Source organism: Pseudomonas sp. M2 (assembly GCF_015751845.1).
Lineage (GTDB): Bacteria > Pseudomonadota > Gammaproteobacteria > Pseudomonadales > Pseudomonadaceae > Aquipseudomonas > Aquipseudomonas putida_E.
The window spans coordinates 4,509,031-4,534,166 of the sequence record NZ_JADOUD010000001.1; the positions used below are offsets into that span (position 1 = coordinate 4,509,031).

The 25,136-nt window shown below is 58.2% G+C and carries 34 protein-coding genes and 1 tRNA gene; 22 read left to right on the top strand and 13 right to left on the bottom strand.

Features of this window, described 5'->3' with window-relative positions:
- Nucleotides 1–3 precede the first annotated feature (3 nt).
- From IWW33_RS20960 to IWW33_RS20980, 5 genes are read left to right on the top strand one after another with little or no spacing between them, the layout of a single operon-like run.
- Nucleotides 4–255, top strand: coding sequence for a hypothetical protein (locus IWW33_RS20960; protein ID WP_196914384.1), 252 nt, complete (start codon nt 4–6; stop codon nt 253–255).
- The gene (locus tag IWW33_RS20965; RefSeq protein WP_196914385.1) at nt 255–962 is read left to right on the top strand and encodes a hypothetical protein; all 708 of its coding nucleotides are present in this window, start codon (nt 255–257) and stop codon (nt 960–962) included. Before IWW33_RS20960 ends, IWW33_RS20965 begins: the two co-directional genes overlap by 1 nt.
- Before the next feature lie 12 nt (nt 963–974).
- Entirely contained in the window at nt 975–2,336 is a 1,362-nt protein-coding gene (locus IWW33_RS26725; protein WP_231386175.1) for a pyocin knob domain-containing protein, read from the top strand.
- Between the two features lie 11 nt (nt 2,337–2,347).
- On the top strand, nt 2,348–2,719 hold the full coding sequence (locus IWW33_RS20975; protein WP_231386176.1) for a hypothetical protein: 372 nt from the start codon (nt 2,348–2,350) through the stop codon (nt 2,717–2,719).
- Complete coding sequence (locus IWW33_RS20980; protein WP_196914386.1) at nt 2,712–2,993, top strand: tail fiber assembly protein; 282 nt, start codon at nt 2,712–2,714, stop codon at nt 2,991–2,993. The genes IWW33_RS20975 and IWW33_RS20980 overlap by 8 nt, the downstream gene beginning before the upstream one ends.
- A 32-nt stretch (nt 2,994–3,025) precedes the next feature.
- Here IWW33_RS20980 and IWW33_RS20985 read toward each other — a convergent pair whose 3' ends face one another.
- Nucleotides 3,026–3,337, bottom strand: coding sequence for a hypothetical protein (locus IWW33_RS20985; RefSeq protein WP_196914387.1), 312 nt, complete (start codon nt 3,335–3,337; stop codon nt 3,026–3,028).
- Nucleotides 3,338–3,512: 175 nt separating this feature from the next.
- Between IWW33_RS20985 and IWW33_RS20990 the strand changes: the two genes are divergently transcribed.
- The 7 genes from IWW33_RS20990 (at nt 3,513) to IWW33_RS26735 (ending at nt 5,909) form a co-directional block, all read left to right on the top strand.
- Nucleotides 3,513–3,956 carry a structural protein P5 gene (locus IWW33_RS20990; protein ID WP_196914388.1) on the top strand — a complete coding sequence of 148 codons (444 nt, stop codon included), beginning with the start codon at nt 3,513–3,515 and terminating at the stop codon, nt 3,954–3,956.
- Nucleotides 3,953–4,270 carry a DUF6527 family protein gene (locus IWW33_RS20995; protein ID WP_196914389.1) on the top strand — a complete coding sequence of 106 codons (318 nt, stop codon included), beginning with the start codon at nt 3,953–3,955 and terminating at the stop codon, nt 4,268–4,270. The genes IWW33_RS20990 and IWW33_RS20995 overlap by 4 nt, the downstream gene beginning before the upstream one ends.
- The gene (locus IWW33_RS21000) at nt 4,255–4,770 is read left to right on the top strand and encodes a DUF2514 domain-containing protein (RefSeq protein ID WP_196914390.1); all 516 of its coding nucleotides are present in this window, start codon (nt 4,255–4,257) and stop codon (nt 4,768–4,770) included. The genes IWW33_RS20995 and IWW33_RS21000 overlap by 16 nt, the downstream gene beginning before the upstream one ends.
- Nucleotides 4,771–4,783: 13 nt before the next feature.
- Entirely contained in the window at nt 4,784–4,996 is a 213-nt protein-coding gene (locus IWW33_RS26730) for a hypothetical protein (RefSeq protein WP_348635187.1), read from the top strand.
- Between the two features lie 24 nt (nt 4,997–5,020).
- On the top strand, nt 5,021–5,239 hold the full coding sequence (locus IWW33_RS21005) for a hypothetical protein (RefSeq protein WP_196914391.1): 219 nt from the start codon (nt 5,021–5,023) through the stop codon (nt 5,237–5,239).
- Nucleotides 5,240–5,313: 74 nt separating this feature from the next.
- Complete coding sequence (locus IWW33_RS21010) at nt 5,314–5,607, top strand: hypothetical protein (protein WP_196914392.1); 294 nt, start codon at nt 5,314–5,316, stop codon at nt 5,605–5,607.
- A complete protein-coding gene (locus IWW33_RS26735) occupies nt 5,604–5,909 on the top strand; it encodes a hypothetical protein (RefSeq protein ID WP_231386177.1) in 306 nt (101 codons plus the stop codon). Before IWW33_RS21010 ends, IWW33_RS26735 begins: the two co-directional genes overlap by 4 nt.
- A gap of 139 nt (nt 5,910–6,048) precedes the next feature.
- Here IWW33_RS26735 and IWW33_RS21015 read toward each other — a convergent pair whose 3' ends face one another.
- Nucleotides 6,049–6,399: a hypothetical protein gene (locus tag IWW33_RS21015; RefSeq protein WP_196914393.1), complete on the bottom strand. Its 351-nt coding sequence runs from the start codon at nt 6,397–6,399 to the stop codon at nt 6,049–6,051.
- Between the two features lie 620 nt (nt 6,400–7,019).
- Here IWW33_RS21015 and IWW33_RS21020 point away from each other — a divergent pair.
- Nucleotides 7,020–7,532, top strand: a complete 513-nt coding sequence (locus IWW33_RS21020; protein WP_174142504.1) for a DUF2199 domain-containing protein — start codon at nt 7,020–7,022, stop codon at nt 7,530–7,532.
- A gap of 567 nt (nt 7,533–8,099) precedes the next feature.
- Here the strand turns inward: IWW33_RS21020 and IWW33_RS21025 are convergent.
- Nucleotides 8,100–9,074, bottom strand: coding sequence for a helix-turn-helix domain-containing protein (locus IWW33_RS21025; RefSeq protein WP_196914394.1), 975 nt, complete (start codon nt 9,072–9,074; stop codon nt 8,100–8,102).
- A 237-nt stretch (nt 9,075–9,311) separates the two neighbouring features.
- On the opposite strand from IWW33_RS21025, the gene IWW33_RS21030 reads away from it, so the two are divergent.
- From IWW33_RS21030 to IWW33_RS21045, 4 genes are all read left to right on the top strand, one after another.
- Nucleotides 9,312–10,193, top strand: a complete 882-nt coding sequence (locus IWW33_RS21030) for an MBL fold metallo-hydrolase (protein ID WP_196914395.1) — start codon at nt 9,312–9,314, stop codon at nt 10,191–10,193.
- A 90-nt stretch (nt 10,194–10,283) separates the two neighbouring features.
- A complete protein-coding gene (locus IWW33_RS21035) occupies nt 10,284–10,826 on the top strand; it encodes a cysteine hydrolase family protein (RefSeq protein ID WP_196914396.1) in 543 nt (180 codons plus the stop codon).
- A 912-nt stretch (nt 10,827–11,738) separates the two neighbouring features.
- A complete protein-coding gene (locus IWW33_RS21040) occupies nt 11,739–12,731 on the top strand; it encodes a zinc-dependent alcohol dehydrogenase family protein (protein ID WP_119687348.1) in 993 nt (330 codons plus the stop codon).
- Nucleotides 12,732–12,895: 164 nt separating this feature from the next.
- A complete protein-coding gene (locus IWW33_RS21045; protein WP_115274391.1) occupies nt 12,896–13,813 on the top strand; it encodes a LysR family transcriptional regulator in 918 nt (305 codons plus the stop codon).
- Here IWW33_RS21045 and IWW33_RS21050 read toward each other — a convergent pair.
- Entirely contained in the window at nt 13,810–14,127 is a 318-nt protein-coding gene (locus IWW33_RS21050; protein ID WP_144415451.1) for a hypothetical protein, read from the bottom strand. The two genes, IWW33_RS21045 and IWW33_RS21050, sit on opposite strands and share 4 nt — an antisense overlap.
- A gap of 209 nt (nt 14,128–14,336) precedes the next feature.
- On the opposite strand from IWW33_RS21050, the gene IWW33_RS21055 reads away from it, so the two are divergent.
- On the top strand, nt 14,337–14,570 hold the full coding sequence (locus IWW33_RS21055) for a hypothetical protein (RefSeq protein ID WP_046785726.1): 234 nt from the start codon (nt 14,337–14,339) through the stop codon (nt 14,568–14,570).
- Between the two features lie 177 nt (nt 14,571–14,747).
- Here IWW33_RS21055 and IWW33_RS21060 read toward each other — a convergent pair whose 3' ends face one another.
- Nucleotides 14,748–15,422, bottom strand: coding sequence for a polysaccharide lyase family 7 protein (locus IWW33_RS21060; protein WP_119687347.1), 675 nt, complete (start codon nt 15,420–15,422; stop codon nt 14,748–14,750).
- Between the two features lie 255 nt (nt 15,423–15,677).
- On the opposite strand from IWW33_RS21060, the gene IWW33_RS21065 reads away from it, so the two are divergent.
- A complete protein-coding gene (locus IWW33_RS21065) occupies nt 15,678–15,872 on the top strand; it encodes a hypothetical protein (protein WP_115274393.1) in 195 nt (64 codons plus the stop codon).
- A gap of 1 nt (nt 15,873) precedes the next feature.
- Here IWW33_RS21065 and IWW33_RS21070 read toward each other — a convergent pair whose 3' ends face one another.
- Both IWW33_RS21070 and IWW33_RS21075 read right to left on the bottom strand, forming a co-directional pair.
- Nucleotides 15,874–16,287 (bottom strand): DoxX family protein, encoded by a 414-nt coding sequence (locus IWW33_RS21070; RefSeq protein WP_115274394.1) that lies wholly within the window; start codon nt 16,285–16,287, stop codon nt 15,874–15,876.
- Between the two features lie 103 nt (nt 16,288–16,390).
- A tRNA-Leu gene (locus IWW33_RS21075) sits at nt 16,391–16,475 on the bottom strand.
- Nucleotides 16,476–16,776: 301 nt separating this feature from the next.
- On the opposite strand from IWW33_RS21075, the gene IWW33_RS21080 reads away from it, so the two are divergent.
- From IWW33_RS21080 to IWW33_RS21090, 3 genes are read left to right on the top strand one after another with little or no spacing between them, the layout of a single operon-like run.
- Nucleotides 16,777–17,937 (top strand): ATP-binding protein, encoded by a 1,161-nt coding sequence (locus IWW33_RS21080; RefSeq protein WP_115274395.1) that lies wholly within the window; start codon nt 16,777–16,779, stop codon nt 17,935–17,937.
- A 5-nt stretch (nt 17,938–17,942) separates the two neighbouring features.
- Nucleotides 17,943–19,388 (top strand): ATPase domain-containing protein, encoded by a 1,446-nt coding sequence (locus tag IWW33_RS21085; RefSeq protein WP_174142502.1) that lies wholly within the window; start codon nt 17,943–17,945, stop codon nt 19,386–19,388.
- Between the two features lie 11 nt (nt 19,389–19,399).
- Entirely contained in the window at nt 19,400–19,753 is a 354-nt protein-coding gene (locus IWW33_RS21090) for a response regulator (protein ID WP_012315048.1), read from the top strand.
- A gap of 64 nt (nt 19,754–19,817) precedes the next feature.
- On the opposite strand, the gene csrA is transcribed toward IWW33_RS21090, so the two are convergent.
- From csrA to IWW33_RS21120, 6 genes are all read right to left on the bottom strand, one after another.
- Nucleotides 19,818–20,015 carry a carbon storage regulator CsrA gene (gene csrA / locus IWW33_RS21095; protein ID WP_012315047.1) on the bottom strand — a complete coding sequence of 66 codons (198 nt, stop codon included), beginning with the start codon at nt 20,013–20,015 and terminating at the stop codon, nt 19,818–19,820.
- Nucleotides 20,016–20,267: 252 nt separating this feature from the next.
- On the bottom strand, nt 20,268–21,290 hold the full coding sequence (locus IWW33_RS21100; protein WP_046785731.1) for a DNA topoisomerase IB: 1,023 nt from the start codon (nt 21,288–21,290) through the stop codon (nt 20,268–20,270).
- Nucleotides 21,291–21,347: 57 nt separating this feature from the next.
- A complete protein-coding gene (modC, locus tag IWW33_RS21105) occupies nt 21,348–22,439 on the bottom strand; it encodes a molybdenum ABC transporter ATP-binding protein (RefSeq protein WP_046785732.1) in 1,092 nt (363 codons plus the stop codon).
- A 1-nt stretch (nt 22,440) separates the two neighbouring features.
- The gene (modB, locus tag IWW33_RS21110; RefSeq protein WP_174142501.1) at nt 22,441–23,121 is read right to left on the bottom strand and encodes a molybdate ABC transporter permease subunit; all 681 of its coding nucleotides are present in this window, start codon (nt 23,119–23,121) and stop codon (nt 22,441–22,443) included.
- Entirely contained in the window at nt 23,121–23,879 is a 759-nt protein-coding gene (modA, locus tag IWW33_RS21115) for a molybdate ABC transporter substrate-binding protein (protein ID WP_174142500.1), read from the bottom strand. The genes modB and modA overlap by 1 nt, the downstream gene beginning before the upstream one ends.
- A 178-nt stretch (nt 23,880–24,057) precedes the next feature.
- The gene (locus IWW33_RS21120; protein ID WP_174142499.1) at nt 24,058–25,134 is read right to left on the bottom strand and encodes a nitronate monooxygenase; all 1,077 of its coding nucleotides are present in this window, start codon (nt 25,132–25,134) and stop codon (nt 24,058–24,060) included.
- Between the last annotated feature and the right edge of the window lie 2 nt (nt 25,135–25,136).

Genomic DNA, 25,136 nt, shown 5'->3' on the forward strand with positions numbered 1-25,136 from the left:
GTCGTGGATATCACCGACCGGCTGGCCAAGATGCTCGGAACGGTCTACACGGGAGCATCATCGGGCTCTGCTTCTGTGCCTGGTTTGAGTTCGGGAACACCGTTTTTTGCTGCGACGCCAGTGTCCTCTACTCAAGGCTCACTGGCTTTGTTTGTGCCGGCCATTTCGATCAATCAGGCGGCGGAAACGATCACTTGGACCTTTGAGGCTAACAAGAACCAGTCGCCCTCATACATAACGGTTGGGGTGTTCTGATGCCTGCAGGTCTTCAAGTCTTCACGCCCGATGGACTGGTTCAGATTGATGACAGCTGGGTCAACTTCGCGATGGTCAGTAAGCAGTTAATAACCTCCGCCGACAACATCCCGTTCGATGGCTTGTTTGTGCGCGGTGTCCAGTTCTATGTGGCATCACCGCAAGACCTTGTGTTTGTTCATTGCACGAGTGAGTTCGGCTTTATGGTCCGGCGGATCGAAACCAATGGCAACAACCGTTGTATTGTCGTGACGAGGGCCCTGGGGGTTACGGTTGAGATCTTTGTTTTCCGCAAGCAGCCGCCGGCAGCATCTCTATACGGCCTGCAAATATGGAACCCGGCTGGTGAGCTTGTATTTGATGCTGCATCCAAGTTTTGCAAAGTAAAGGGGGTTATCCCGTCGTTCACCGGCAGTGCGAGCTACAACCATCCCGCCGGGAAAAAATATGCGGTTAATTTTCCGCAGTTCATGGGTAGATGGACATCTGACTTCATCCCATCTTCCTCCGGAGAGGTTCCGTACTATTTACATGCTTGGTACACCTATCTCCTCTATTGCAGATCGGATGGGGTGACTGTGACAAGTCTATATCCGTACATGGCCATGGAGGCACCGTGGTATGCCCCCGTGCCGCCTGCGCCACCGTCTTACGACCGTTACTACACCGGCGGCAGTTCGCTGATTGCCGATGTGACAGGATTATAAATAGGAGGCCAGATGGCCAAGCAAGTTATCGCCCTTGGTTCAGCCCCCAATGGCCTGGACGGGGATGATGCCCGTACGGCGTTCCAGAAAACCAATGCCAACTTTGACGAACTCTATGGCGGCACTATTAGCCAGCCGACCAATGCCAAGTTGAGTGCGATTGCCGCTTTGGTGTGGTCGGCGAATCAGATGATGTACACCACTGGCACCAACACGCTGGCCATGGCCCCGTTGACGGCGGCGGGCCGCGCACTACTCGATGACGCCAACGCCGCTGCCCAGCGCGTCACGTTGGGGTTGGGCACATTAGCTACGGTCGACGCTCAAACTGCCGCCAACGATGCGACTGCCGGTCGTGCCCTGTTGGTCGGCGCTTTTGGGTTGGGCGGTTCTCAGGGTGTCGCAGTGCCCAACAGCGATCTGAACGACTGCGGGTTGACCGGCTTTTACAACATCGCCAGTAACACCGTGAATGTGCCGGTAGGTGCGTCGTCCGGCTCTGTTTGCTTCACTCAGTGTTTCAACGGGGCGTCTTCTGCGCATCAACTAGTATTCGGCTACGCCGCCAGCCGTCTCTGGTTCCGTCGACGCAACAACGGCACGTGGTCCGATTGGGAAGAGACCGTCAAGAGCTCCTCTATCGGTACTTCCGCTGGCGGAACTCTAACCACTTCTACGCTAGATAATACCCTAGGGCGCGTGTTGCGTGTAGGCGACTTCGGCATAGGTAATACCTGTGTATTGCCCCCCACACCAACCAGTCTTGCAAGCATCACAGCATCGGGCTTCTACTACTGCGGCGCCACGGTCGACGACGGACCGCTCGGCTCTGGGACCGGGGCGTCGCAAGGGTACATTCACCACTACCGCCACCCTACCTCGGGTTATGCGAAGCAGGTATTCACGAGCGTTCAAACACCGCACCGAACTTATGAGCGGGTACAGGTAGGTGGTGTCTGGCAACCTTGGCAGTACATGTTAAAGACTGTCGATATCGTCGGCACAGTGTCGCAAAACGGTGGCGTTCCGACAGGTGCAATCGTTGAGCGCGGTAGTAATGCGAATGGCGAGTATGTTCGCTTTGCGGACGGAACTCAAATTTGTTGGGGCTTGAAAACATACTCTTCGGGCATCACTTCCGTGGCGGGGGGTGTCTATATTAGCCCTGCCGGCGACCTGATCACGTGGCCTGTTCCATTTTATTCAAACTTAGTAAGTTTGAGCGGAGGCGTGTGGTCAGGCTCCTACAGGGTAACCATCTTGCCTTATAGATCAAACACCTTGAATGGCACCTTTACGTTCGAACTTTATTCATCCGTGCCATCCGGTGTTGATGTTGTTTACACTTGGCATGCAATCGGCCGCTGGTATTGAGGGTGTTTCATATGATCATCAAGTTGTCGCCCGTCCGCATGGACGAGGAATTGATGGTAGATCGCGAAGGCGATCTACTTTACGTGAACGGCGACGTGTTCGACTTCGGTCCGCTATTGGAGGGCGCGACCCTGCCGGCTGAGGCTATATCGTCGAAATGGTTCTCTGGACAAGTCGACCGCATTAACGGGGAGCTTCACTTGACCCTCATTCTTCCTCACGGCGCTGACGCCCCGGAGGAAACAAGATTCCCGCAGCCGATTGTCCTGACTGATGACGGCACGGTGGACCTACCGCAGCCCAGCCTCCGTGCCCCCGAGGAGCCCCCTTTGGCTGAGGACGAACCTAACCCAATCGAAGCCGAGGTGGTTGACGATGAGTGACATTGATTGGTCCATGATGGTCACGGCCGAAATGAAAGAGGCCGCTGCCGCTGCTGCTTTGCTGGAGCAAGTTCAGGCAGAGATCGCCGGATTACGCAAGGTGGCAGACGACGCTATTGCCCCGCTGCAGGATGCGGTCGACATCGACGAAGCAACGACGGACGAAGAGGCCCGTCTCAAGCTCTGGAAGAAATACCGCGTTGCGCTGAGCCGAGTTCCTGAGCAGGGCGGCTACCCCGAAATCATTGATTGGCCCGCCCCACCAACGGACTGACCATTGTTGATAAGGAGTAAATTCCCTCAGCATTAAATTACGCAGGCTGCAGCAAGGGTGAAGAATCCGCTAAATGGATAGTAATTCTCCACATACTCGTTCAGTTTGTCCCATCGCTTATCGGTCTCCTTCCATTTCATGCTAGACCAACTACCAACATGCTCTTCTTGGGCGAAGAGGGCTAAGCTTTTGTAGCAGATTGACTCCTTAAGGTCAGGGAGCTTCTTGGCGACAAATTTCTTGAATGACGCCTCCCCCTCTTGCGGGAACCCGCTTTGGTAAAACGCGATCGCCATGCTGAGTGCGTCCATAAGCTCTGCCTTTTGGATCGTTGATTGTTCCATTTACTCTCCACAGCGTTGCATTAAGTTTGGTATTTGATAAGGGGCCAAATCGAGAGTGCAATCTCATACCAGAGATCTGACAAAGGTCACTTGTTGACTGGTTCCTGATCCGCCCCTGTGGCAGATCCTACCCAAAGACCGCCGCAAGGCGTTTTTTTTTGCCTGGAGAAAACTCATGACCCAATCCCAGCCCCGGGGCGTGCGCAACCGCAACCCCGGCAATATCGATTTCAACCCTCGCAACAACTGGCAGGGCCAGATCGGCAAGGAACCTGGTGGCCGCTTCGCCATCTTCGACACCCCGGAGAACGGCATCCGCGCTTTGGGCAAGCTGCTCATCAACTACCGGGGCAAAGACGGTATGCCAGGCGTGGGCGGGAAGGGTATCGATACCGTTCTTGAGACTATCAACCGCTGGGCGCCGAGCAACGAGAACGACACCCAGGCCTACGCTGCAGCCGTGGCCAAGTGCCTGGGCGTGCGCACCACCGACCCGATCAACATCAAAGATCCGGTCACGCTGCGCGGGATGGTGGTCAGCATCATCATTCATGAGAACGGCGGCAACCCTTATACGCCGGCGATCATTGACGAAGGGGTAAGGAGGGCGCTGGCATGACGATCAAGACGATTGGCCGGTGCTTGGGGCAGGCCGAAGATGGCTCGCCCTGGTTTTTCTGCAATGGCTGCAATCTCCCCCATAGCCTGAACGTGGGTGCAGGCAATGGGCCGCGCTGGGGCTATAACGGCGACGCCGAGGCCCCGACCTTTACGCCGTCCGTTCTGTCTCGGTATCGGATGGGCAGCAAGGAGACTATCTGCCACTCCTTCGTAACCGAAGGGCGCATCCAGTACCTGGCGGACAGCACCCATCAACTGGCCGGCCAGACGGTCGACCTTCCCGACTGGGAGGCAGCATGGAACAACTGGTAGCCAGATACAGCGCGCCCCTGCGCTGCATTGTCCTGTTGCTGTTGTTGGCATCCTATTGGGGCGTCTACCAGCATGGCAGATCGGTGGAGCGGGCCGAAGCCGACCAGGCATCAGCAGAACGAGACAGCGGCGACCGCCTGGCCGAGGTGCTCGGCGAGCGCGGTGCCCGGCAGGAAGAACAACGGCGCGCCACGGCGCAGGAGGAGGTGAGAGCGCATGCTCAGGAAGAACGAACGATTGCTGATGCTGGCGCTGCTGGCGCCGATGCTGCTGGCCAGCGGCTGCAGCACGAAGGCGCCAAGCTCGCCGCCACCGTCAGTTGCACCGGCACGGATACCGCCGCTGTCGCCCGAGGCCAAGCAGCCACCCGCGCCGCAATGGTGCTCTCCGAACTGCGCGACCGGGCTGATGCTCGAGCGGGAGAGCTGGCGAAAGCTTATGACCGTGCCCGAATAGCCGGCCTGGCCTGCGAAGCATCCTATAATGCGCTGACCAACTGATCGGAGCAGGGTGGTGGGGAAGCGCACTTTTATTGGGCTGGTGGAAGCGGGTGAGCCGCTGATCAAACAGGCTATCGATGCTATGCGGGAGTATCACGAAGCGGAGGCCGCTGGCTTGCCTTCGAGTGAAATCCAGCGGTTGCGTCTACTGGCGGATTCGCTACACCAAGCGGTTATCGATTACCAGTTAATCCAAGCAGGACGGGCACCGTCTACCATTCAGTGATGGCCGCCTCAGAATGGAGCTCCGATGAACCGTAAGCCGCCGATCCTCTACCCTGATCATCCCATGTACACCAACGCCGTACAGGCATGGAAGCGTTACCATGAGGCACAGGCTTCGGGTGAGCCAGCGGAAGAGCTGGAGCGTCTGCGCCTAATTGCCGAGGCACAGTACCAGGCGGTCACCGACTACCAACTTCGTGCTATGGCCGCAGCTCGCGGTGAAGAGCCGCCGCCCGTTCATTAGGTCCGCTGATCGACAATTGCCCGCAAGACGCCTGCTCTATACGATACTGTTTTTTTATACAGTATAGGTGCCCCATGTACTTCCTCCTCGTTCGACGCCGCGAGAATGGCGTGGCCATCCCCTCTGATCGCCTCAGGAAGATCAAGCCCCTGCGGGCTGACGTCCATATTGGTGACCATCACAGCGAAGTGCTGGGCCGAGTCGCGACCCAAGCGTGGGTGTTCAACCCGACACCCGGGCCTGACATCATCCCGCGCTTGCTCGATGCCAAGGTCAACGGCATGGCCCAGCTCGGCATGAACATCAATGGGGTGGAGGAAATCGACGGCGTGATCTATGCGCAGTCGTGGTGGTGCAGGACTGAATGATGAGCGGAATACCACGGGCTTGGCTGGCTGAGCTTGACGACCGGTTTGCCCTCGTCACGGACCCCGACGGACGCGCGGCCGTGCTCAGCGAGATGGCATTCGCCGCGCGCCGGCGCCGGGAAGTTGATGATGGCTGCCTATGCGACATGCTCGAGCTTGCGGAGGCGGCAAGGGTGTGGGCTCTGCTAGAGCACGAGGATGCTTGGCACATTGGCCTTTTTGAATATGAGGGTTGGGTTGAGCACGAGCCAGGACGGATCGTAGTTGGCAGAACGCCAGGGAAGGGTGCTTCGGATGTCTAAAACTGCGGTAAAGCTACGTGGTTTTACTGGGCCAAAGTCGACCAAAATCGCTAATGCATATTAGACACACCCGATGCATAGGCCGCGAAGTGCGCGGCCTGAGGTGCGTTTCTCACACTACTGCTGCAGTACTGGAAATTCAGTAGCAGCCGTAGCTGTTGCAGGTCGAGTGATAGGCGTTCCCACGAGAGTCAACACCACGATTGATAACTGTATTGCCGATCTGTTGGCTCGTCCCGTTCCATGAGTTGCCGTTGGCAGAGGTGCCGTTGTGGAAGGTGGTGTTTCCCATGGTAGTGCTGTGCTGATTCCAAGAGGAGCCATTGCCAGCATTGAATCCTTGCACGTTCGTGGTGTTGCCGAAGCGCTGAACGTTATACGTGTTCCCGCTGTTATCGGTGCAAGTCTTGAAGGTACCAGTGCCGTAACATCCCGCAAATGCGGCGGGAGACAGAGCGATCAATACGATTGCTACAGCTAGCCTCTTCATGGTGGCGCGTCCTGGTCGGTGATGTGGCGAGGCACAAGGATAATGCCTTTGATGTCACGGTGCTATGTGCTAGGGCGTCTCCCGGATGGAAGGTAAAAACGCTCTAGAATCGGTTCCAAAACTGAAATGGCGACCCTTGCAGTATGCGGCCTGTAGCCGTGCCGTTTCGCCTTTGTTTTGGAATCGATCTTGCCCCTGAAACCGCATGGATTGGGCGCTTATACCACGGTCTTGAAAACCGTAGGCAGACTTGGCAACGCACAGCCTCTGGTGAAGCAGTAGATGGCGCAGAATGACAGGTGGCTATATGATGGCTCGCTGCGACCGGCTTTCAACTCATAGCGCCCTTGGCGACCGTCCGCATACGACCCAAGCGGACGGTCATCGCGGACACCTGTCGACCAAGAGAAGTCATGACTGAGCAGTGCCCGCCACCGATTGCCGATAGTCATCGCCTGGTAGCGAAAGGGGGGCATCGGGTCACGTCTGCCCTTGAACCAACAGTTATTCGCTGAAAGCCGAACTTAAATCCGTTCACGTACCGGGTTTAGCCGTGTAGGCTTGCGAGCATGCTGAATAACGCTCTTGTGCGGTATTCACCCGTTAGGCTCTCTACAAACATGGAAGTCACTGTGAGCGGTTTTATATGTAACACCTGCGGCAAGCCGCACGATGAGTTGCCGATGTGCTTTGGCCCGAGCGCGCCAGACCTTTGGTACTCAATACCAGAGACCGAGCGAGATGAACGAGGCGAATTGTCATCTGATCAATGCGTGATTGATGGCGAGCATTTCTTCGTCCTAGGACGTATTCTCATCCCTGTAACCGACGGTGTCGGTCCATTTGCCTGGTTGGCATGGATCTCATTGAGCGAAAGCAATTTTCTTCGAATGTGTGAGCTTTGGGAACGTGATGGCAGGGAAGCCGAACCGCCGTACTGCGGGTGGCTGCAGAGCGATTTGCCCTACGAGCCGTCAACGTTGGGTCTTGAAATTCAAGTTCAAACTATGCCTTTGGGTGAGCGTCCACTTATCTTATTTGATCATACAGTTCACCCCCTCTCTGTAGAGCAATACACCGGTATAACGATGGCCCGAGTCCAGAGCATTGTCGAGGCGGCGCTTCATGGTTAAGCAGACGCCCGGTTCCCCCATCAAGGAATGGTTGTCCGCATTGTCGTATCTATTAGTCAGTGACGCTCTAAAAGTCGATGACTACCTCCAGCTAGTTTTTTGTGGGCGGCGCCGTGTTGTCTATATATAACCCTTGTCGGTTTGAAGGTCTAATCTTTTCCGATCTCATTGGCTGTGCGCTTAAAGAAATACGTGCAGACGAAGAGGCCGACGTTATTGTATTGGTCTTAGATAGAGGTACTCTCCATGTCAATGTGCACCCTGACGCCTGGACAGGGCCTGAAGCAATGGTGCTCCACGGGCCAGAGAATCTAATCATGATTTGGTAATGACCTCTGCTGAGTGCTCTGTAGCGGCGGTTTGCGGCTGTCAGTTATCCTCTTTGAAGGACTGCTTCGGGTCGACTGCAGTCGGTCGCGACTGACCGCTGTCGACCCATAGCGGCCTCTGGCTTTGGCCTGCAATCGGCCGCCCGCGCCATTGATCACTAGGGGGGGCAGTATGCTTCGTGAGGACACTAACTGCCGACAGAACTGGGCGAGATTTACTTAGGAATATGGTGGCCACTTAGTCAGTCTTTGACTTCATTCCGAGACAAAACATCTTCCGATAATCAGATGGCGATGTGCCCAGATGAGCGCCAAATTGTTTTCTTAAAGATAGGGGCGTTCCAAAACCTACTTCACTCGCGATGCATTCAATCGGTAGGTCAGTCTTTTCTAATAACTCCTGCGCTCTGGCAACGCGTTCAGCGCTCAACCATTTGGACACGGTAGTGCCGGTGGTCTCCTTAAACCGACGAGTAAAGGTGCGCCTACTCGTTTTCGCCATGTCTGCCATGACGTCGAGCGACAAATCATCGGCCAGATTGATGCGAGCCCACGCTAGTACATCAGAGAAATGAGTCTCGCTAGGTAGCTGCGGCACAGGATGCTCTACGTACTGAGCTTGGCCTCCCTGCCTATGCGGCGGTGTCACCAGCATCTTAGCGGTGCGATTCGCCACATCAGCACCGAGCCGCTGGCGTATGAGATGTAGGCAACAATCGATTGCCGCCACGGTTCCGGCGGAGGTCATTATATTGCCATCACCTACATAGAGCACCTCAGGCCGAAAATGAACCTCAGGGAAACGTCGCGCAAACTCGTCACGGGCCATCCAGTGAGTCGTTGCCTCTTTCCCATCAAGTAGTCCGGCATCGCCGAGCACAAATGCGCCCAAGCATAACCCTACTATCAGCTTGCCTTTGGAATTGGCGACCTGCAGCGCCCTCATTAGCTGTGCAGATGCAGTGACCGATTGATCGCCCCACGCTGGAATGACAATTACATCAGACCCCTCCATCAGTTCCAGGCCGTGGGTTACCGCCAGCGCGATGCCTTGGTCACTGCTCACCAGTCCCGGCACCTCAGCACAGTAATTGATCTCGTAAAGAGGCTCATCAGGCGCGGCTCGCGCTGCACCTAGTACGACGCCCGGCACAGATAGATGGAACAGGCTTACGCCATTAAACGCTAGAACAGCAACACGTATGGATTGCATCTGTCAGCCTCAGATTCACCCTGTATGGCTCAAGCCTATCGCACACAGGAGTTATGGACGACCGCACACGCTGATCGCGTTGTCACGGATGGAAAGGGCACGCCGACCACCATCGGCTTCCACCGATAATGCCCATCATTTGGCCCAATTATATCGAAATATGTCATTCAGGCCACTGTTTGACACGCCAGCGTTAAGCAAAAATGGTGTCCTTGATGAATCAACAGGATCAATTTGATGAAATATAGAGCTCTGGCTTTTGCCATCAGCATCGCTGCCACTTCGCCGGCCTTCGCAGCTACAGCCGCCTCCGCAGCGCCTGACGCATCTCATAAAGTGGCTTTTGAGCAAGTGCGTAACGCAACGGCAAAAATCACCTATGGTGGGACGACATTTTTGATAGACCCGATGCTTGCAAAAAAGGGCGCATATCCGGGATTTGAAAATACCTACCGTAGCAACCTGCGCAATCCACTGGTTGACCTCACCGAGTCGCCGGAAAAAGTGATCTCTGGTGTCGACGCTGTCATCGTCACTCATACGCATCTCGACCACTGGGATGATGCTGCGCAGAAAGCACTACCTAAGGATATCCCTCTGTTCGCTCAGCATGAAGAAGACGCGCAGCTAATTCGCTCCCAGGGTTTCAAAAATGTGCGCGTGTTGACTAATGAAGCTGAATTCGGCGGAGTCAAAATTACCAAAACTGGTGGTCAACATGGCACAGATGAAATGTATGCGGTGCCCGCACTCGCTAAGCCGCTAGGAGAGGCCATGGGTGTGGTTTTCGAAGCGCCAGGCTACAAGACCCTTTACCTCGCTGGCGATACTGTCTGGCGTAAAGAGGTGGATCAGACCATCGAAAAATATCATCCACAAATCATCGTACTTAATGCCGGCAAGGCAATGATGACCGGGTACAAGGGCTCAATCATCATGGGCGAGGAAGATGTATTGCGCGCCTCAAAAACTGCCAAAGACGCGAAAATTGTCGCCGTGCACATGGACGCAATCAACCATATGTCCCTGTCCCGTGAGCAGTTGCGTACCTACATCACGAAGCACGGTATCGAAAGCCAAGTCGATATTCCGGAAGACGGCACTTCGCTGAGGTACTAATCAATTGGGCCGTAGATGACGCTGGATTACCTGTCCACGAAATCTCGGCCTTCTACATCAGTTCATTGATAATTTGACTGGAGATTCCTCATGAAGCGAGCCCTAGTTGTAGTTGACCTGCAAAACGAATACCTACCCACTGGCAAGCTGCCTTTGACCGGCGTTGACACCATTGTCGAGAATGCAATCCGGGTGATCAGCCACGCCCGTGATACGGGATTTCCTGTTTTTCACATACGGCATGAGTCCGCTGAAGGCGCTCCAATCTTTGCAAAGGGGTCGGCTGGTGCGGAAATCCAACCCGATGTAGCTCCACAAGGTAATGAATCTGTAATCGTAAAAAAACACATTAATGCCTTCAGGGAAACTGATCTGAAGCAGCAGTTGGAAGCCGCTAACGTCGATGAAATCGTGGTCATAGGTGCGATGAGCCACATGTGCATTGATGCCGCAGTTCGCGCTGCCGTAGACATGGGGTATAAGGTCACTGTGCTGCATGACGCCTGCGCCACGCTGGATCTGACATTTCGCGGAGTGGCTGTACCTGCCGCCCACGTACATGCAGCGCTGATGTCAGCCTTTGAGTTCGGTTATTGCACTGTTGAGTCAGTCGACGATTATCTCTCGGCGTAAGCTCATTTAAACTCATTTTTGTATTAAACCTCCCTATGACCGTATGCAGCACATGGGTCGATAGCGGATATTTAGCCATGGGGACCAGGGGATACCAATGATGGAGATTGAGGGGGGCGGAGGGGTGTTTAGCCCAATGAAATCAATCCTTTACCACCACCCAACACCCCTTAAAAACTGCATGGTGATGTTGGCAGTAGATACCGAGGAGGCTTCCAATCAGTGCCGACCCTATACCGGATCAAGCGCGGCTTGTTGTCTGCTTTTTGCGCTACTCCATTACTGGAGGGTGGCGGGAAGATGGCCAAAAAACGGTTCCAAAACTGAAACGACGACCCTTTTAGAATGCGGGTTGTAGGCGAGCAAATCCAGTTTCGTTTTGGAACTGATTTTTCGATACAGTCCGCATGAAACGGCAATTCTTAGATCGGATTGCAAATCCGTCTACGCCGGTTCGATTCCGACCTCGGCCTCCACATTCGAAAGCCCCGCAGATTAACGTCTGCGGGGTTTTTCTTTGCGCGCTAGAAAACCTGATCGTTTCCGCATCACAAGGCATCGTTTGCGCATCAGACCGTTACTTGGTTGGGCTGACCACCTCGCTGACGCGACGATAAACTCGCTTGGTGATCTTCTCATTCGCAGGCCCGGAGCCGTCGGTGATGAGCCGAGAGTCGCGCACGCCCTGGAGCTTGCGGCGTTCAAGCAGTGTTTCAATGAGCAGGTCACGGCCGGTCGGCTCACTTTCGATGCGCCCTGCGCGCCCTTTCTATTCGCTGACCGGCCAGGGATTGGTTCTTGTTGAGTACCAATTTATGAGCCGAACAGCTCTCTATCCCAGGCAAACGGGTGGGTAGCATGGGCGCGACTTCCAGAAGGAACCGTTATCCCTAGCCGTTAATGAGGTGTGCCATGCCCAAGGTCGTTCACTTTCACCGTACCGGTGACGCTGATGTTCTGATTCTCGATGAAGTCGCTGTACCCGCGCCGAAAAGCGGCGAGGTTCAGATCGAAGTAAAAGCTATCGGCTTGAACCGTGCGGAAATCATGTACCGCACTGGGCAGTACGTGATTGATCCGCAGTTCCCGGCGAAGCTCGGCTATGAAGCGGCCGGGATTGTCCGCGCGGTTGGTAGTGACGTCAGCGATGTTGTTCCCGGTGACGTAGTTAGCGTCGTGCCGTCGTTTTCATTCGCTGATTACGGCATGTATGGCGAGGTGGTCAATGCGCCCGCGCATGCTGTCGTCAAGCATCCGTCCAACCTCAGCTTCGTGGAGGCAGCGGCCAGCTGGATGATGTTTGTCACTGCATACGGCGCCCTGGTTGAGTACGGCAATCTAAAGGCTGGCGAAACCGTGCTCATCCCGGCTGCGTCGAGCAGTGTCGGCCTGGCAGCGATCCAGATCGCCAACATGCTAGGCGCCATCCCGGTGGCCCTTACTCGCACAAGTGCCAAGCGCCAGGCGTTGCTGGATGTTGGTGCAAAATATGTAATCGCCACCCAGGAAGAGGATCTGATTGCCGAGGTGGCCGCGATCACCGAGGGCGAAGGCGCGCGTATTGTTTTCGACCCCGTTGGTGGCCCCGAGGCAACCAAGTTGATCAAATCCATGGCCAATACCGGGATCTTCTTCCAGTACGGCGCTCTCGATCATCGCGATATCCCGGTTCCGGTCTTCGACATTCTTGGCAAACACCTGACCGTGCGCGGCTACGAGCTGTTCGAAATCACCACAGATATTCAAAAGCTGGCCAATGCCAAGGCATTCGTTGGCAAAGGCTTGGCAGGTGGTCAGCTCAAGCCCGTCATCGACCAGGTCTTCCCGCTCAATGAAATTGCGGCAGCACACCGCCGAATGGAGTCGAATGCGCAGATCGGCAAGATCGTCGTCGTGGTTGACTGAATAGCATCCTGCGGCCGTCAGCCAGGCTGCGGTATGCCATCGCTGCTTGCTACCAAGCAGTGATGGCATATTTTGTTTTGGTGTATGAGAGAGGCGCCTGGCTTCGCTATCGTCCTTAGTGCAGAGTACGTCTGGCCCAATGCACAGGTAACTGGAAGATCGCGATGAACCTGATCGAAGCCATGCAAATGTTCGTGGCAGTTGTTGAGCATGGCAGCTATACCAAAGCGGCCGAGGCGCTCAATGTGCATCGCCCGGCACTCTCCAAGCTCATCCAGAATCTTGAGCACGAATTGGGCGTTCAGCTGTTACACCGCACCACGCGCAGGGTGAACACTACGCCCGCTGGCGATGAGTTCTATGAACGAAGCCTGAAATTACTCGCTGAGCTAGCGGACACGCTGGACTGGTTTTCGCCGACCCGCCCGCCGCGAGGCAAGCTCAGGATCGACATGCAGACCGTACTCGGCCAGGCGGTGATAATCCCGCGATTGCCCGAGTTCATGGATCGCTACCCTGGCCTGGAAATATCTCTGGCAACCTCTGACAATCTGAACGACCTTATCGCGCAAGGCATCGATTGTTCCGTGCGGCTCGGTGATCTGGATGATTCGAGCCTGGTTGCCAAACGTATCGGCGAGGTTGCTTTGGTGACCTGCGCGGCTCCCGCCTACGTAAAGAAACATGGGTTACCCGGCACGCTGGATGATTTACAGGCGCACCTGGCAGTCAACTTCATGGTTGAGCAGCGCCGCCAGATCATGCCTTGGCGATTCAGGGGCAACGGTAAAATGATCAGTGTAAAGATGCGCAGCGCCATCGTCGTCGACAATGCCGGGGCGTTACTCTGCTGCGCGCTGGCGGGGGTCGGGATGGTGCAGGGGTTGCGCCCGGCGTTGCAGCGATACATCGATAGCGGGGGCCTGGTGGAGGTTCTGCCGGATGTTCCAGTCGAGCCGAAGACCGTTTCCGTGCTGTTTCCGGATCGCCGGCGCCTGTCCCCCAATGTGCGCGTATTTGTCGAGTGGGTAAGTGCGTTATTCCAAGAGGAAAGGGATTCTCCGATCAGGTCAGCACGCTAGACGAGGGCAAAATCAGTTACGCAGCCCTTTGCGTCGATTGCCACCGTAAGTACCTGAGGGTCGCTCAGGCCCAGGGCCCCCTCAGTGTAGACAAACACCCACCTGAGCAATCTCAGGTCACCCAGGCTCTCGCAATTCTCATATGGGCCAAGCAGCACCTCTAGTTCGCCTGATGTGGATTGCCCGCAAACGATGTATTTCAGTTGCTCCTCAATCCGGGTAGCGCTGATGCTGAAATTCTCAAGCAGCATCTTGTGCTCCAGAGCGGTCATCAGGCGATTTGAATCCGTTTGCATCGTCTCAATACACTCCATGACCAGATCGTAGGTTTGTAGGGCAATTGCCAGTCGTAGTGGATTTTACCCATGGAATGTACTGATTAGTACAAAAAGTTGACCAAGGGTCGTGCGTGAGCTTGTTGGGCGCTGCGGCACCCGATTGTCTGAAAGTCGGCTGCATCCCTCAGCAGGGTGGCTTGATCAACAAGCACCCGCTACGGTGAGGTAATGAAGGAGATGCGGACATGGCAGATAAATATGTCGGAAAAATCATCGGTGTCGGCACGGACAACGTGCGGTACGTGATCAACATTTATCAAGATGAAACCGTTGAGCGCTCGCCGCACGGCATGGTTCGGCATGAGGGCTTGAAGCATTTCGAAATGCAGGCTGGGGGGGATGTGAAAAAGATTTCTGAAACAGAGTACGAGGTTTTGGCTACGGGTGTGAGGGTGACCGTTCTTGACGCTCCGGTCTGAGCGCCCGTCAGTAGTTTTTGGCGCGCGAGCCCGGCCAGTCGTGCGACCCCCAAGGCACCAGAAAAAGAAAACCCGCCAACAAGTGGCGGGCCTAAAGAACGTACGAAGCAATGTCAGTGTGCCTATGCACTTGTCATAAATTTGTGAAGAGCTTGTTCGCAGCCTGTCATGGCTGGCTCACTCATGGCTCAGTTCAAGTGCGCTGATCACGCACACCGAGGCATCCTCTGCCGGCGTGTCATCGCTGTAGTCCACCTGGTTGTAGACGCCGCCGTGAAAATTCAGCGTCTGCGTCGCCCAGGATGGCGCCAGTTGCAGTGCGGTCGTGGTGCCGCTGCGGCCATTGCTGCTTGCACTGACCATGCAAGCGCCACTTTCGCTCACCTCGATGCTCACATCGAAACGCGTACCCAGCGGCACCTCGGCCAGCACGGTGCTGTTGACTGGCGTGGCCTGGTTAAAATCTGAACGAAAGCCGACAGTGATTTTGCCTTTGTTCCAGAACACCTTGATTGGCGGGCTGTTATTGTCTTTCACATGCAACTGGGCAATTACCACCTTTCGCGCCAGATTTACCTTCTCAAGGGTCATTGTCTGGTGATTGCGGTGGCGCGCTGCGCTGCCCAGTGACCAATACACGGCTTCTTTCCATTCGCAGCGTGTTCGGTGAGTACTTTTGCTGGAAGCACCCTTGGTCGGCGCGGTCATGCGTATCGAGCCGTCACTCTGGCGTGCAACAACGTGGGTCAGGCTAGCCAATGCCTGTGCGCCAGTGACTTCCAAGGCGACCGGGTTGGAGGCGGATTTCGGCACCGGAGTGGTAATGATGAGACTGTCGATGTTTACTGCCATGAGATTTCTCCTTGAAAATTCCGGGTCCTGCAAGGTTTGCGAGCGTGGCAGGTGGGGGAGAAGTTCCATCGAAGAAGTCTGTCACTGATGAAGGGCAGTGCAAAAAAAGCCCGCCATTAAGGCGGGCAAGTCACGTTTGAAGGGAGAGCTTGCAGGATGAAGGTTACCGGTTAAGTCAGCATTAACCCCCGCCCCATCCATTGACCATGCCACCCGATGCGCTTATACAGGCGTGCCACTTTCCCAGGAGCGATCATGCGCCACGAAGACGACCTGCACGAGCCTGAACACGATCACCTGCTCGACCACGAATTTCTCTACGACGGCTTCGAACCCGAAGCGGACGCTCAGGGTGCCGAGGATGAAGTCGAGGAGGACGATGCGTTGCTGGATGACCTCGATGACGACGAGCGCGACCACCCAGCCTGGCACGACGACCTGGAAGACTGACTCAACGCCCGTCCAGCGAGAAGCGCCCCGGGCCGCTCACCGCCAGGAGCAGCAAGCCGCCAACAATGCTCAGGTTTTTTAGGAACTGGGTCATGTTGGCGGCCCGTTCAGGGTCGACCATGTTCCAGAATGGATGTCCGATCAGCGCGGTGCCCAGCACGAACAGGGCGAACAGGAAGGCCAGCGGGCGGGTGTAGAAGCCGAGGATCAGGATGATGGCGACGAAGAACTCCATGATCACGGCGATCGCTGCGGCAACCATGGGCGCGGGGGCGCCCAGCGAGGTCATGTAGCCGACCGTGCCATCGAAGCCGGTCAGCTTCGCCCAGCCGGAAATGACGAAGAGGATCATCAATAGCACACGGGCGATCAGGATGATCACGTCGCGTTGGCCAGCGAACAGGGAGTAGCGCATGGTGGCATTCCAGTGGATGCAGACAAGCTCCACTTTAGCAGCTGCATGGCGAATTTCCGCCGGGCAGCAAAAAGGCGCCGCAAGGGCGCCTTTCCTGGAAGTATGGTGCGAGTGGCGGGACTCGAACCCGCAAGGCTCACGCCGACAGATTTTAAGTCTGCTGTGTATACCAATTCCACCACACTCGCACGCGTGATGCCGGCACGCTTCTAAGCAGAAGGCCCTGGCAATCAAGCGCGCTTTATAACCCATTGTTATATTTGAGTCAACTATAGCGCCTATGATCTAAGAAGTGGGGTGGCTTTGGCACAGGCGATTGACACCTTACTGTCATTAGGCCACTGTGCCGTTCCTGACTGGATCCAATGAGTGCTGCATCCATGTCCCAAGCCTGTCCTCACCGTGCTGACGGGTTCATCGTCCGCCCATGCTTGGGGGCTACTCTGGCCGAACTCATTGCCGCCCAACCGCTGTGCCTGTGGAGTTTGCATGGTTTCAGCCGACTGCATCGCCTCGCCTGTAATGACCGCCAACCGCTACGAGCAGTTGGTGCAGGCTGTGGTGGACTATGCCATCTACATGCTCGACCCCTCTGGCCATGTGGTGTCGTGGAATGCAGGCGCCGAGCGGATCAAGGGTTACCGTGCTGACGAAGTTATAGGCCGGCATTTCTCGCTGTTCTTCACCCCCCAGGACTGCGCCGAAGGGCGTCCTGACTATTTGCTCAAGCAAGCCCTTGAACTGGGCGTGGCGCAGGATGAGGGCTGGCGGGTACGCAAGGACGGTACGCAATTCTGGGCGTTGGCCGCCCTCGATGTGATCCGCGATGATCTGGGGCACATCATTGGCCTGGCCAAGGTCACGCGCGATATTACAGACCGGCGCGAATCGGCACTGCAACTGGACGCCATCCGCGCCCAACTGTTCCAGGCGCAAAAGCTCGAGGCGCTGGGCCAGTTGACCGGTGGGTTGGCGCATGATTTCAACAACCTGCTCACTATCATCATGAGTTCGGCCAAGTTGGCACTCAATAGCCAGGACCCGGCGCGTGTGCAGCGTATGCTGGAGCACATCGTGGATGCGGGCCGGCGTGGTACCCAGCTGACTCAGCAACTGCTGACGTTCGCTCGGCATCGGCAGATGGATGTCACGATGGTCGCACCCGCCACTGTGCTGGCTTCGACGCGCAGTTTGCTGGAGCACGCCTTGCCGAGCGATGTCGAGTTGCAGGAGCACCTGCAACCTGACTTGCCCGTGATCGAAGTGGATGCCGGGCAGTTACAGATGGTATTGCTCAATTTGCTGTTCAATGCCCGCGATGCAATTGGCGAGCGGGGTGCGATCTGCATTGCGCTTGATGCTGTGGTGCTGACGGGCGAAGTGGACGGGCTGCACGGCCCGTTCGTGTGCTTTGAAGTGCGCGACACCGGTGCTGGCATCGACCCCCAAGTACTGCCACGCATCTTCGAGCCATTTTTCACCACCAAGCCTTTTGGCAAGGGTACAGGCCTTGGGCTCAGTCAGGCCTACGGCTTTGCCAAGCAAAGCAACGGCGCAATCACTGTGCAGAGCACGGTCGGCAAAGGCACCTGCATACGCCTTTACCTGCCGACGTCGGAGCGCGCTGCGGCCCCTCAACTCCACAGGTAATCCTCATGGTTCAGGCACTCAAGCGGCTGTTGACGGGGATCGAAGGGCTCGATGCCCTACTCAAGGGCGGCCTGGTCGCAGGTGGCTCATACATCGTTCAGGGGCCGCCTGGCGCCGGCAAGACCATTCTCGCCAACCAATTGGCCTGTGGTCATGTGCGCAACGGCGGCCGAGTATTGGTTGCCACCTTGCTCAGCGAGTCCCATGAACGGCTTTTTCAGTACCTGGCGACCTTGAGGTTCTTCGACTCGACGCTGATCGGTGACCAGGTCCAATTCGTCAGCGCCTTCGATACCCTTGAACAAGAGGGGCTCGATGCGGTGGTCAAATTGCTCCGCCAGGAAATCGGCCGGCAGCAAGCCAGCCTGCTGATCGTTGACGGCGTGCTCAACGCCCGGGTCCGCGCGGAAACGGCACTGGACACCAAGAAGTTCGTTTCCGAATTGCAGGGGCATGCCGCTTTTGCCGGCTGTACCGTGCTGCTGCTGACCAGTGCCCGGCTCGATGAAGGCAGCCCCGAGCACACCATGGTCGATGGCGTGATCGAACTGGGCGAACAACTGCTGGGCAGCCGCGCCGTGCGCCATGTGCAACTGCGCAAAACGCGGGGTAGTGGGGCGCTGTCCGGGCGCCATGAATGCCTGATCGACGAGGCCGGGATCCATGTGTATCCGCGCCTGGAGGCGCTGTACAGCCACCCCAGCCAGCTGGGCTCGGCCACGCTGAGCCAGGTGACCACGGGCGTATCCACGCTGGATGAAATGCTGGGGGGCGGGCTGGCCAGTGGCTCGGTCAGTTTGTTGATGGGCCCCTCGGGCGTTGGCAAGACGTCACTGGGCCTGGCCTTTCTTGGCGCAGCAACTGCCCAAGGCCCCGCGCTGCATTTTGGCTTCTATGAAACACCTGCAAGGTTACGCCTGAAGGCCACCTCCTTGGGTTACGATTTCGCCGCGCTGGAACGGCAAGGTGCTTTGCAATTGAGCTGGCAGCCGACTACCGAGGGTTTGCTCGACCAGGTTGGTGCGCGCCTGCTGGAACAAGTTCAGCAGCAGGGCAGCAAGCGTGTCCTGATAGACAGCCTGGGCGCATTCAGCCGCCTGGCAACTGATCCGGCACGGCTCAACGCGTTCTTCCGCGCCTTGACTGGCGAGCTGCGCGCACGCGATATCAGCGTCATGCTCACCTGGGAGATGCGCGACCTCTTCGGCTCGGAAATCACCGCCCCGGCCCCCGATCTGTCGAGCATCGTCGATAACCTCTTGCTGATGCGTTTTGTCGAACTGGATTCGCAACTGCGGCGCATGTTGTCTGTGCTCAAGGTGCGTGACAGCCATCACGACCCCGCGCTGCATGAGTTGCGTATCGGGCCGCAGGGCATCCACCTGGACAAGACTTTCGAGGGCGCATCCGGTGTGCTCTCGGGTACTCCGGTGCCCCAAGGCAGCGGGTGAAGGGCCTGCTGATGAACACTATCCTGATCGTCGATGACGAATATCTGATCGCCGATATCCTGGGCTTTGCCCTGGAGGACGAAGGCTTTTTGGTGGAAAAGGCGAGCAATGGGCGCAAGGCCCTGGAAGCGTTACAGGAAAAACGCGTGGATCTGGTGATCACCGATTACATGATGCCGGTGCTCAACGGCGAAGAGCTGGTGCTGGCGATCCGCAAAGAGTTGCAGTTGCCCGACCTGCCCGTGATCCTCATGAGCGGCGCGCAGGCCAGCCAGGGACGCCCGGAGCTGTTCGCTGCGGCGTTCGACAAACCGTTCGACGTGGACAAGTTGATCGCCAAAGTGCGCGAGCTGCTTGGCGCCTGAGGCTCGGGCTGCGGTGTGTGTACCCAATCGATCAAGCGCGTCCGTGCGGCTTGAAGTGTCGCAATCAGTGTTGGTCGTCGTGCTTTTCCGGGGCCGGGCTGCCGGCCTGGATACGCTTGAAGATTTCTTCCCGGTGCACCTGGACATCCTTTGGTGCATCGATGCCAATCCTCACCTGCATCCCCTTCACGCCCAGAATGGTGACTTTGATGTCATCGTTGATGACGATGCTTTCGCCAACCTTACGGGTGAGTATCAGCATGTAGTTCTCCTTGGTGATATCAAAATCCACCCGGCAAGTGCCGCAGTGGTGGGAGCCTGTCCCTCTTCCTTCTCATTAAAGACGCTTTCGGCGGATATTAATTCCCCGTCAGACAAATTCTGTTGTGTGTCTTTAGTTGCAGGTGCCGTTGTAAAACGCGGTAAGCGTCCCGGCGAAGGTGCTCGGTGGCAAGGATAGGGGGCTTCGGCCTTAATGGGAAATTTCTCTGCATGATTGCAGGCATAGGTTCGCTCAATTGGCTTGCGCTTGCTCCAGTGCCTGCAGAAACAACAGCAACGCTACCTCTTCGGGATCAAGGCCTTTGCGCACACGGCTGCCTGGCAGCTCTGCCAGGCGCCCCAAGGCGTAATGCTCCAGCACTGCAGGGTGGATGTAGCAGCGCCTGCACACGGCAGGGGTATTGCCCAGGCGCGCGGCCACCTGCTTGACGATACTCGCAACCTGGCGCTTTGCCTCGCTCTCGGGCTCCCAGGCCAGCGGCCTGAGCAGGCTCAGCGCCAGGCTGCTACCTGCCCAGGTGCGGTAATCCTTGGCAGTGAAATCGGCCCCGGTCAGTTGTTGCAGGAACTGGTTGATCTCACTGGACCCAATGCTGTGCCGCTGGCCTTCTTCGTCCAGATACTGGAACAGCGCCTGCCCCGGCAGCTCCATGCAGCGTTTGAGCAGGTTGGCCAGGCGTCGGTCGCGCAGGGTGACATTGTGTTCCACGCCGCGCTTGCCGCGGAACTGGAAGCGGATGGTGCTGCCCTCGACCTTGACGTGGCGGTTGCGCAGCGTGGTCAGGCCGTAGGATTTGTTGTCGCGCAGGTAGCGCTCGTTGCCGATGCGGATCAGTGTGTGGTCCAGCAGGCTGACCACCAGTGCCATTACCTTTTCCCGGTCCAGCCCCGGGCGCGCCAGGTGTGTCTCCAGCTGTGCGCGAAGCTTGGGCAATGCCTGGGCAAAGGCCAGCATGCGCCCATATTTGTGTTGATCGCGCAGCTCGCGCCACTGGGCGTGGTAGCGGTACTGCTTGCGGCCACGCGCATCGCGCCCTGTGGCTTGCAGGTGGCCTTGCGGGTCGGCGCAGATCCACACGTCGGTGTAGGCCGGCGGGATCACCAGGGCGGCGATGCGCGCCAGCGTTTCACTGTCGCGCACACGTTGGCCTTGGGCATCCAAATAGATGAAACGGTCACGCCAGCGGCGCCGGCTCAGGCCGGGCTGGCTATCGTCAACGTAATGCAGGCTGGCGGGCAAGTTGCAGTCAGGCATGGGCGGCAGGCCTCGTTCAGGTCACTGATCAATGGACAGCGGCCGTGCGAGCGATGCTCAGCCCAATAGCGCTACCGACTTTATTTGCGCAAACAAAGCCTGCCCCGGGTGCAGGCCGAGCTGGTCCGCCGAGAAGCGGGTGATGCGCGCCAGCAGGGCATTGCCGCCGGCATCCAGGCTTACCAGCACATGCGCCGGGTTATCCGCCGGGTGCACTTCGCGTACGCGCACCGCCAGCCGGTTGAGGATGCTGGAGGTACCATCTGCCGTTAGCGTGAGGCTGACGTCGCGGGCCTGAACCTTCACGCGCAAGGCGCTGCCCATGCTGTGTGCCGGGTGGGCAATGCGTAGTAAAGGCGCTTCGTGGCCAGCCAGGCGCAGGTCCAGCAGGCCGTACTGCGGGTCGTGGCCAACCACAAGGCCCTCGAACACCACGCCGGCATCGTCGCCCTGGGCCAGCGACAGGTCCAGGCGCGCGAGCGTCTGGCCAATCGGGCCACTGGCCGTGGCCTTGCCTTGCTCCAGCAGCACCAGGTGATCGGCCAACCGCGCCACTTCATCCTGGGCATGGCTGACGTACACCAGCGGGATGTCCAGTTCCTCGTGCAGGCGCTCCAGGTAGGGCAGGATCTCGCGCTTGCGCGGCCCGTCCAGTGCGGCCAGGGGCTCATCCATCAATAACAGGCGCGGGCTGCTGAGCAGCGCCCGGGCGATACCCACACGCTGGGCCTCGCCGCCGGACAGGGTCGCGGGCCTGCGCTCGAGCAGGTGGCCGATGCCCAGCAGCTGGCAGGCCTGGTCGAGGCTGACCTTGCGCTGGCCTGGTGCAATTCGCCGCCAGCCGAATTCCAGGTTGCCGCGCACCGACAAGTGCGGGAACAGGCTGGCCTCCTGGAATACGTAGCCGACCGGGCGCAGGTGCGGCGCCAGGAAGTGGCCACGTGTGCTGTCTTCCCAGACTTCACCGTTGACCTCGATGTACGCGCTCGCAGCCCGTTCCAGCCCGGCCAGGCAGCGCAGGCACGAGGTTTTGCCCGAGCCGGAATGGCCGAACAGCGCGCTGATGCCGCGCCCTGGCAGTTGCAGGTCGACATCCAGGGTGAAGTCGTCACGCGCAAGCTTGAGGCGCGCCACAATCGATCCGGTCATTTCAGCTCCAGCCAGGCTTGCCACGGCGCCCCGCGTACAGCAGGAGCAGCACCAGGAACGAGAACACCAGCATGGCACCTGCCAGCCAGTGGGCTTGCGTATACTCCATGGCTTCGACGTGATCGAAGATCTGCACCGAGACCACGCGGGTCTTGTCGGGGATGTTGCCGCCAATCATCAGCACCACGCCAAACTCGCCTACGGTGTGGGCGAAACCGAGAATGGTGGCGGTGATGAAGCCAGGCCGAGCGAGCGGCAGTACTACATGCACGAAGGTGTCCCACGGGCTGGCGCGCAAGGTGGCGGCAACTTCCAGCGGGCGCTGGCCGATTGCTGCGAAGGCGTTCTGCAGCGGTTGCACCACGAACGGCAGGGAGTACACCGTCGAGCCGATCACCAGGCCAGTGAAACTGAACACCACGCTTCCCAGGCCCAGCGCCTCGGTGGCCTGGCCTATCCAACCCTGCGGGCCGAGGGCGATCAGCAGGTAAAAACCGATCACCGTCGGCGGCAGCACCAGTGGTAGCGCCACCACCGCACCCACCGGCCCGCGCAGCCAAGAGCGCGTGCGCGCCAGCCACCAGGCTATGGGCGTGCCGATGAGCAGCAAGATCAGGGTGGTCAGGCTGGCCAGTTTCACCGTCAGCCAGATGGCACCCAGGTCACTGGCGTCCAGCGGCATCAGCGTTCATAACCATAGGATTTGATCAGCGCAGCAGCTTTTGGGCCTTTGAGGTATTCAACCAGTGCCTTGGCCGCCGGGTTGTCTCTGCCCTTGTTGAGAATGACGGCGTCCTGGCGGATAGGGTCGTGCAGTTCGGGCGGTACGACCCAGGCCGAACCGCCGGTGACTTTGCCGTCTTTGTAGATCTGCGAAAGGGCGACGAAGCCCAGCTCGGCATTGCCGGTGGAGACGAACTGGAAGGCCTGGGTGATGTTCTGGCCTTCGACGATCTTGCCCTGGGTGGCTTCGGCCAGGCCAAGCTTGGCCAGCACCTGAGTGGCGGCCAGGCCGTAGGGTGCCGTCTTCGGGTTGGCGATGGACAGGTGCTTGTACTGGTTTTTCTTCAGTACCTCACCATGGGCGTCAACATAGCCTTCCTTGGCCGACCACAGCGCAAGGGTGCCGATGGCGTAGGTGAAGCGCGAGCCGGGGACGATGTCCTTTTCCAGCTCTAGCTTGGCCGGGGTGCTGTCATCGGCGGCGAGGAACACCTCGAACGGTGCGCCGTTCTTGATCTGTGCGTAGAACTGCCCCGTGGCGCCATAGGCGGCGATCAGCTTGTGGCCGGTGTCTTTCTCGAAGTCCTTGGCGATGGCCTGGATCGGCGCGGTGAAGTTTGCCGCGACCGCAACCTGCACCTCGTCGGCCCAGGCGCTGTTGAGTGATAGCAGGCAGGCGAGGGCAGTGGCGGTGAGGTGGGGCAGGCGGATACGCATGAAAACAGCTCCCTAGGAGTGCAGGTTATCGTTATAGCGGTAACTATATAGCGATAGGCCCCAAGCCGGAAGGTGCTGTCTGGCTTGCAATCCTTGCAGGAGCCGGCTTGCCGGTAATCACCGGCACAGCCGGTGCCATGCCCCGCAGCCCCTGCAAGCCGGCACCCCCGATAAATTCCTAACGCCCAACCAGCGCCAACGCCCTCTCTGCAATCTCCCGGGTCAACTGTTCAGCCGGCATTGCCTTGCCCAGCCGCAACGCTTGCCCCGCCCACAAGTTGCTGAAGTCGCTGTTGCCTTGCGGGTCGGTGATTGCCCGCAACGGCATCAGCGCGCCGCCTGCCAGGGGGAAGCGTGGCGCCAGTTCACTCATCGGCCCCAGCTCGCGCATGACGCGGTTGTTGATGCCGCGCGCCGGGCGCCCGGTGAACAGGTTGGTCAGGGCCGTGTCGCTGGCCGGTGCACTGTCCAGCGCGCGTCGATGGGCCGCAGCCACCTTGGCTTGGGGGCAGAACAGGTAGGCCGTGCCGATTTGCACGGCGCTGGCGCCCAGGGCCAGTGCTGCAACCAGGCCACGGTGGTCAGCGATGCCGCCAGCGGCGATCACCGGCACGCCCACTGCATCGGCAACCTGCGGCACCAGGGCGAAGGTGCCGATCTGGCTGTTGATGTCTTCGCTGAGGAACATGCCGCGATGGCCACCGGCTTCACTGCCCATGGCAATGATCGCGTCGCAACCCTTGGCCTCCAGCCACAGCGCTTCTTCCACCGTGGTGGCACTGGACAGCACCTTGGCCCCGGCTGCTTTTACCCGCTGCAGCAATGCAGCCTCAGGCAGGCCGAAGTGGAAACTCACCACCTCAGGGTGCAATTGTTCGACCAGCCGGCAGCTGTGCTCGTCGAACGGTGCACGGTTGGAAACCGGAGTGGGAGCCTCGAAGTCGGCGCCAACTTCTGTGTAATACGGTTTGAGTGCCAGCTTCCAGCGCGTTTCGCGGTCGGTGTCTGGGGTGGGCGGCTGGTGGCAGAAAAAATTCAGGTTAAGCGGGGCGCCCGGGCAAGCGCTGCGAAAGGCTGCAATCTCGCCGCGCACCTGCTCGCCCGTGAGCATGGCGCAGGGCAGGGCGCCCAGGCCACCGGCTTTGGCCACGGCGATTGCCAGGGGCGAGCCGCTGGCGCCGGCCATGGGCGCCTGGAGGATGGGCAACTCGATGCCCAGCAGATCGAGAATACGATGGTCGGGCCAGTTGCTCATGC

What these genes read in the sequence shown, in the direction of transcription:
- IWW33_RS21085 (WP_174142502.1), top strand. Translation starts at nt 17,943, where the DNA reads ATGGTTCAGGCACTCAAGCGGCTGTTGACGGGGATCGAAGGGCTCGAT.
- IWW33_RS21065 (WP_115274393.1), top strand. Translation starts at nt 15,678, where the DNA reads ATGCGCCACGAAGACGACCTGCACGAGCCTGAACACGATCACCTGCTC.
- IWW33_RS20990 (WP_196914388.1), top strand. Translation starts at nt 3,513, where the DNA reads ATGACCCAATCCCAGCCCCGGGGCGTGCGCAACCGCAACCCCGGCAAT.
- modC (WP_046785732.1), bottom strand. Translation starts at nt 22,439, where the DNA reads ATGACCGGATCGATTGTGGCGCGCCTCAAGCTTGCGCGTGACGACTTC.
- IWW33_RS26735 (WP_231386177.1), top strand. Translation starts at nt 5,604, where the DNA reads ATGATGAGCGGAATACCACGGGCTTGGCTGGCTGAGCTTGACGACCGG.
- IWW33_RS21070 (WP_115274394.1), bottom strand. Translation starts at nt 16,287, where the DNA reads ATGCGCTACTCCCTGTTCGCTGGCCAACGCGACGTGATCATCCTGATC.
- IWW33_RS21015 (WP_196914393.1), bottom strand. Translation starts at nt 6,399, where the DNA reads ATGAAGAGGCTAGCTGTAGCAATCGTATTGATCGCTCTGTCTCCCGCC.
- modA (WP_174142500.1), bottom strand. Translation starts at nt 23,879, where the DNA reads ATGCGTATCCGCCTGCCCCACCTCACCGCCACTGCCCTCGCCTGCCTG.
- IWW33_RS21055 (WP_046785726.1), top strand. Translation starts at nt 14,337, where the DNA reads ATGGCAGATAAATATGTCGGAAAAATCATCGGTGTCGGCACGGACAAC.
- IWW33_RS26725 (WP_231386175.1), top strand. Translation starts at nt 975, where the DNA reads ATGGCCAAGCAAGTTATCGCCCTTGGTTCAGCCCCCAATGGCCTGGAC.
- IWW33_RS21120 (WP_174142499.1), bottom strand. Translation starts at nt 25,134, where the DNA reads ATGAGCAACTGGCCCGACCATCGTATTCTCGATCTGCTGGGCATCGAG.
- modB (WP_174142501.1), bottom strand. Translation starts at nt 23,121, where the DNA reads ATGCCGCTGGACGCCAGTGACCTGGGTGCCATCTGGCTGACGGTGAAA.
- IWW33_RS20980 (WP_196914386.1), top strand. Translation starts at nt 2,712, where the DNA reads ATGAGTGACATTGATTGGTCCATGATGGTCACGGCCGAAATGAAAGAG.
- IWW33_RS21080 (WP_115274395.1), top strand. Translation starts at nt 16,777, where the DNA reads ATGGTTTCAGCCGACTGCATCGCCTCGCCTGTAATGACCGCCAACCGC.
- IWW33_RS21035 (WP_196914396.1), top strand. Translation starts at nt 10,284, where the DNA reads ATGAAGCGAGCCCTAGTTGTAGTTGACCTGCAAAACGAATACCTACCC.
- IWW33_RS21020 (WP_174142504.1), top strand. Translation starts at nt 7,020, where the DNA reads ATGGAAGTCACTGTGAGCGGTTTTATATGTAACACCTGCGGCAAGCCG.
- IWW33_RS21000 (WP_196914390.1), top strand. Translation starts at nt 4,255, where the DNA reads ATGGAACAACTGGTAGCCAGATACAGCGCGCCCCTGCGCTGCATTGTC.
- IWW33_RS21050 (WP_144415451.1), bottom strand. Translation starts at nt 14,127, where the DNA reads ATGGAGTGTATTGAGACGATGCAAACGGATTCAAATCGCCTGATGACC.
- IWW33_RS21090 (WP_012315048.1), top strand. Translation starts at nt 19,400, where the DNA reads ATGAACACTATCCTGATCGTCGATGACGAATATCTGATCGCCGATATC.
- IWW33_RS21045 (WP_115274391.1), top strand. Translation starts at nt 12,896, where the DNA reads ATGAACCTGATCGAAGCCATGCAAATGTTCGTGGCAGTTGTTGAGCAT.
- IWW33_RS21040 (WP_119687348.1), top strand. Translation starts at nt 11,739, where the DNA reads ATGCCCAAGGTCGTTCACTTTCACCGTACCGGTGACGCTGATGTTCTG.
- IWW33_RS20985 (WP_196914387.1), bottom strand. Translation starts at nt 3,337, where the DNA reads ATGGAACAATCAACGATCCAAAAGGCAGAGCTTATGGACGCACTCAGC.
- IWW33_RS21025 (WP_196914394.1), bottom strand. Translation starts at nt 9,074, where the DNA reads ATGCAATCCATACGTGTTGCTGTTCTAGCGTTTAATGGCGTAAGCCTG.
- csrA (WP_012315047.1), bottom strand. Translation starts at nt 20,015, where the DNA reads ATGCTGATACTCACCCGTAAGGTTGGCGAAAGCATCGTCATCAACGAT.
- IWW33_RS21060 (WP_119687347.1), bottom strand. Translation starts at nt 15,422, where the DNA reads ATGGCAGTAAACATCGACAGTCTCATCATTACCACTCCGGTGCCGAAA.
- IWW33_RS21010 (WP_196914392.1), top strand. Translation starts at nt 5,314, where the DNA reads ATGTACTTCCTCCTCGTTCGACGCCGCGAGAATGGCGTGGCCATCCCC.
- IWW33_RS21005 (WP_196914391.1), top strand. Translation starts at nt 5,021, where the DNA reads ATGAACCGTAAGCCGCCGATCCTCTACCCTGATCATCCCATGTACACC.
- IWW33_RS20965 (WP_196914385.1), top strand. Translation starts at nt 255, where the DNA reads ATGCCTGCAGGTCTTCAAGTCTTCACGCCCGATGGACTGGTTCAGATT.
- IWW33_RS21100 (WP_046785731.1), bottom strand. Translation starts at nt 21,290, where the DNA reads ATGCCTGACTGCAACTTGCCCGCCAGCCTGCATTACGTTGACGATAGC.
- IWW33_RS20975 (WP_231386176.1), top strand. Translation starts at nt 2,348, where the DNA reads ATGATCATCAAGTTGTCGCCCGTCCGCATGGACGAGGAATTGATGGTA.
- IWW33_RS21030 (WP_196914395.1), top strand. Translation starts at nt 9,312, where the DNA reads ATGAAATATAGAGCTCTGGCTTTTGCCATCAGCATCGCTGCCACTTCG.
- IWW33_RS20995 (WP_196914389.1), top strand. Translation starts at nt 3,953, where the DNA reads ATGACGATCAAGACGATTGGCCGGTGCTTGGGGCAGGCCGAAGATGGC.